A 3220-nucleotide genomic window follows, 5' to 3' on the forward strand; every position below is an offset into this window, starting at 1 on the left:
CTTCGCTCTGCCTCCGGCAGCCGAATACTCGCAGGCTCGTTTCGCGCGTCCCCGCGCGAATTGCCCGCCTCCGGCGGTGAGTTATGGAATTGGCCTCCGGCCATTCCATAACCCTGCGTTCCTCCGGAACGGAAAGACGGGCGGAGAGTGTTTGTGCCTCCGGCACAAATTCGGGTGCTGATTTTTGTTGTATGGGTGGGGAGTTCGGGTGTGAGTTTGGGATTGAGTTGGGGTTTGGGTTGAGGGTGGGTCATGTGCCTTTCCCTGGGGCGGGGTTTAGGGGGAATCTCCGATTCCCTTAAACCGGGGGGTATTTGATTGGTATTCCGTGAGGAAAAGTAAATCACGGAATACGGAGAGAGGGCAACAGGGCCCCTCCGGGGCCCGGTTGCCCGTGAGAGAGGGAGAGGGAGGGGCTGCCTCCGGCAGGAGGAGAGGGGAGGAGACAGAGGAGAGGGAGAGGGACCACAGCCGAGCTGTCACCGGTCACCACTGACCGGCTCCACTCCCCCACCCGCGCGACGGCCCCCGGCCGACGCGCAACACAGACACACACCCGCCCCAATCCCCGACGCCGCCGCACCGACCACACCCAGCCCCCACCCCTTCTCTCTTCTACTTGGGCAGGGAGCAGCGGCCGCAGAGGGGATGTCAGCAGGCGTACCAGGCTTGATTGTTGGGATGACCAGGGGTGACGCAGAGACGCCCCAGGAGGCCGCGCAACATCCAGCGCAACCCCTACCGCAACACCATGGCGCAACATCCAGCGCAACCCGCAGCGCAACAGGGGTTCCATCCGAGCGCAAGAGACACTATTATTTGAAGTCCTGGGGGAGGCGACCCCCGGGAACCGCAAGGGACCAACGAAGGGGAACGACGTGGAACTGACGATCACTGACGGGATCGTGCGCGGAGTGCGCGGAGCGGACGCGCCCATGACCGAGCTTGCGATTCGGGCCCGCACGATCGCGAACCTTCTGCCCCTGCTGTGCGCGCGGGCAGGAGTGAAGATCGTGCACAACTCCGACCGGAATTACACCGGAATTCGGTTCGAGACCAAGGCCGCCGGTCCGGTCATCCTGGAAATGCCGACGGGTGAGGAGCCGTACCGCCTGGTTCAGGAGTTCATCGACCCGGACAAGTCGGGGCGCATGGAAGTTGAATTGCGGCGATTCCCGCAGATCTACAAGCCCCACGGAATCGCGTACATCGCGGCCGATTTCCTCCGGTCGAACGGGTTCCTGAAGTAATCCGCACGGGGCACCCCGGTTGGGGTGCCCCCTCCCCCGGCATCACCGAAAAGGAGAAGAAACGCCATGGAGAACACGCGGATTCCAGAGCAGGCCCAGGAAGCCGGAGCACCGCTCACGGACGCCGAAAAGGAGCAGGCCCGTTACGCGCTGGCCGAGCTGGCGCGCAGCGAGCGGGACCCGGACGCCATGCGGGTGTCACACGAACAGCTGGACGTGGTCCGGTCGTTCTTCGAGTTGGGTTGGGCCATGGGTGTGCGCACCGGCCACACCGGCCCGGCCATGGCAGACGTGCCGGTCGACCGGAGGACGGTTGACCGCGCGTTCGTCGACCTGCTGTTGTCCGAGCGGGTGGCGAATCAGCTTGCGCTCGCAGTGGCGCGCAGCCTTGACCCGCAGCACTCCGGCCCTGTGCTGTGGCAGAAGGTCAGGTATCACGGCAGCGTGACACGGCGTCACGGCGTCTACTGGGTGCAGGCAATCAAGGCCCAGGCCGGACCGGTCGGAGCGGCTCCCAGCGTCCGCTACGACCTGTGCGAGGTGATCGGCGGCATTCCGGTGACCGCTGTCACGGACGTACGGCGACAGAGCCTTACGCCGCTACCGGATTTCCGCGCGCCGCTGGTCTAAGTGTGCAGGTCAGGGGTGGGTTCACTCACCCCTGAAACACACTATTATTGAAGTTGTTCGGGGGGCCGGTGGCTCCGGCCCCCCGACCCGCAGAGACCAACAGCGAAGGGGAAAACCGCATGACTCAGCAGTTCGCCGAGCGCGCTACGAACGTAGCCCCCACCGGTGCCCGTAACGCCGACCTGTCCGACCTGGTCCGCATCCTGGAGGACGGACAGCGCCGGAAGCTGGACGTCATCGCCCCCGCGTCCGCGCTGCGGATGCGTGAGGGAAACGTGCACGTCGAAGGCGTCGAGGCCCAACTCAGCGCGCGCGGCGTGACGGCCGTTGACGGCATCTACCGGCCCACCGCCGTTGCCGACGAGGGGATCTCTGACAAGCTCCGCATCCCGCTGGCCTACCTGCGCCGCATGCGCGCGGAAAACGTCCCGCTGCTGGACGAGAACGTCAACGCGTGGCTCCGTGAGGGTCCGGAGCGCCGTTTCATGCTCCGCGCGTTCCGGGGCGAGAACGGCCCCGGCATGCCCGGCGAGGGCGTGGCCCGCGCGCTGCTGTCCGACAGCTACAAGCTGATGGACAACCTTGACATGCTGCTCGCCGCCCTGGACGGGGTGGAGCAGTCCGGCCACCCCACCCGGATCACGGGATGCGACCTCACCGACCGGCGCATGTACGTGCGCGTCGAGTCCGAAGCGGTCGCGATCCAGGCCCGCAACCTGCTGCGCGGCTACCGCTCCCCGTTCGACGGCCGCAGCGGTGACGAACTCCCGATGATCTCAGCCGGGTTCGTCATCACCAACAGCGAAGTCGGAGCGGGGGCGTACACCATCACCCCGCGCGCGGTCATCCAGGTCTGCCGCAACGGCCTGACCCAGACCAAGGACGTCATGCGCGCCGTGCACCTCGGAGGCAAGCAGGACGAGGGCGTTGTGTCCTGGTCCGGCCAGACCCAGCGCAAGACGCTGGAGCTCATCACCTCCAAGACCACCGACGCCGTACGCACCTTCCTGTCACAGGAGTACGTCGAGGCGAAGGTGTACGAGATGGAGGCCGCCGCCGGGAAGACGCTGGACGAGCCGACGAAGACCATCGAGCACGTCACCAAGTCGCTCAGCATCGGCACCGAGACGAAGGACCGCATCCTTTCCCACTTCATCCGGGGCGGTCAGATGACGGCCGGGGGCGTGATGCAGGCCGTCACGTCGACCGCGCAGACCCTCACCGACGCCGACCAGGCCGCCGCCCTGGAAGCGCTCGCGGTTCCCGCCCTCACGGCCGCCGCCGCGCACGGCTGACAGACCCCCGTGCGGGCCGGGCAACTCCCCCAGCCCGGCCCGCAC

At 66.6% G+C, this 3220-nt stretch carries 4 protein-coding genes; all 4 read left to right on the forward strand.

Going from position 1 to position 3220, the window contains the following annotated elements:
* Nucleotides 1-878: 878 nt before the first annotated feature.
* The 4 genes from ACWEKM_RS46215 to ACWEKM_RS46230 all read left to right on the forward strand — a co-directional run bounded on the left by ACWEKM_RS46215 (nt 879) and on the right by ACWEKM_RS46230 (nt 3175).
* Complete coding sequence (locus ACWEKM_RS46215; RefSeq protein WP_451627315.1) at nt 879-1250, forward strand: hypothetical protein; 372 nt, start codon at nt 879-881, stop codon at nt 1248-1250.
* Nucleotides 1251-1269: 19 nt separating this feature from the next.
* Complete coding sequence (locus tag ACWEKM_RS46220; protein ID WP_451627316.1) at nt 1270-1698, forward strand: hypothetical protein; 429 nt, start codon at nt 1270-1272, stop codon at nt 1696-1698.
* Nucleotides 1695-1880 (forward strand): hypothetical protein, encoded by a 186-nt coding sequence (locus ACWEKM_RS46225; RefSeq protein WP_451627317.1) that lies wholly within the window; start codon nt 1695-1697, stop codon nt 1878-1880. The genes ACWEKM_RS46220 and ACWEKM_RS46225 overlap by 4 nt, the downstream gene beginning before the upstream one ends.
* Before the next feature lie 119 nt (nt 1881-1999).
* The gene (locus tag ACWEKM_RS46230; protein WP_451627318.1) at nt 2000-3175 is read left to right on the forward strand and encodes a DUF932 domain-containing protein; all 1176 of its coding nucleotides are present in this window, start codon (nt 2000-2002) and stop codon (nt 3173-3175) included.
* Nucleotides 3176-3220: the final 45 nt, after the last annotated feature.

This window comes from Streptomyces sp. NPDC004752 (genome assembly GCF_053601275.1).